Source organism: Sulfitobacter sp. 1A13421 (genome assembly GCF_043557285.1).
In the GTDB taxonomy this organism is placed as follows: domain Bacteria; phylum Pseudomonadota; class Alphaproteobacteria; order Rhodobacterales; family Rhodobacteraceae; genus Sulfitobacter; species Sulfitobacter faviae.
In genome coordinates this window covers 1-1,387 of record NZ_JBIFFQ010000028.1, presented here as the reverse complement: position 1 = coordinate 1,387, position 1,387 = coordinate 1, and the positions used below count along the sequence as shown (strand labels likewise).

General features: G+C 54.9%; 1 protein-coding gene. It reads left to right on the top strand.

Features of this window, described 5'->3' with window-relative positions:
* Positions 1-88: 88 nt before the first annotated feature.
* Positions 89-1,117: an IS110 family transposase gene (locus tag ACGYLI_RS18095; protein WP_394403506.1), complete on the top strand. Its 1,029-nt coding sequence runs from the start codon at positions 89-91 to the stop codon at positions 1,115-1,117.
* Positions 1,118-1,387: the final 270 nt, after the last annotated feature.

The window sequence follows — 1,387 nt, the reverse complement described above, 5'->3', positions numbered from 1 at the left end:
GAGAACTGATGGGGTGGATACCCCCTCCCGACGGCATCGCAATGTGCCAAGGTGATGTGGGTCACATCACTGATAGGAGGAAGCATCCATGGATCAAGTTACCATTGTTGGGTTAGATTTGGCAAAGCGGGTTTTCCAGGTTCACGGCGCCACGGCGGATGGCGGCATTGCTATTCGCAAAAAGCTGTCGCGGGGCCAAGTGTTGGCATTTTTCGCGGACCTGCCGCCCTGTGTAGTGGCGATGGAGGCCTGTGCTACAGCACATTACTGGGCCCGTGAAATAGGTGCTTTGGGACACAATGTGCGGCTGGTGCCACCTGCTTACGTTAAGCCTTTCGTAAAGCGCCAAAAGAATGATGCCGCTGATGCAGAAGCCATAGCCGAAGCAGCCAGCCGGCCGACTATGCGGTTTGTTGAACCGAAGTCGCCGCAACAACAAGCGCGCGCTATGGTTTTCAGGACGAGAGAGCTTTTCGTCCGGCAAAGAACGCAAACGATCAACGCTCTACGTGCGCATCTGGCAGAACACGGGCTGATCGCACCGCAAGGCATGTCCAATCTGGCAAATATTCGGAGGCTGATTGATGAGGCCGCAGCTGAAGTGGAGCCGTTAGTTGTCGAAACAGCTCGCACCTATCTTGAGCAAATCGATGATCTATCATCGCGCATTTTGAAGTTGGAGGCGACGCTGAAACAAGAAGCCGCCCGAACTGATGCTTCATTACGGATGATGACTATGCCGGGAGTTGGCCCCATTACCGCAATGGCGATAGAGGCTTTTGCTCCATCTCTCTCTGTTTTTAAGCGCAGTCGGGATTTCGCCGCTTGGTTGGGGCTTGTGCCACGACAACATTCTACTGGCGGCAAACAGGTCTTGGGCCGAACGTCGAAGATGGGGCAAAGGGATATCCGGCGACTACTTATCATCGGCGCAATGTCAGTTATTCGGTGGGCAACCCGCAAAGGAGCAACCCCAGGGACTTGGCTACATTCCATTCTCCAGCGCAAGCCCCGCAAGGTGGCGGCGATCGCACTGGCCAACAAGATGGCCCGAACGCTGTGGGCGATGGAAACGCGGAAGGAAGATTACAGAGATCCACGTCTGACAGCAGCTTGATTGCATCGAGTAGTCAGTAGTGGAAGTCGGCGTGTGAGGAGGTCATAGACAGTAAGGACAAAAGATCGGTGACGACGGTTTTGAAAACGCATCCGGGTCAATGGGCCAAGAGCCCGCAGAACTGATTTTGCATCAAAGCCGCGCAGCTCCATACCGGCCAGCGGTCATTTGATTGCCGCACAACAGGCCTGATACATGACCGCACCCGATCACACGTCACTATGTCGAAAAACCATCTTGCGCGAACGGGGGTATCCATACATGACCCGG

What these genes read in the sequence shown, in the direction of transcription:
- ACGYLI_RS18095 (WP_394403506.1), top strand. Translation starts at nt 89, where the DNA reads ATGGATCAAGTTACCATTGTTGGGTTAGATTTGGCAAAGCGGGTTTTC.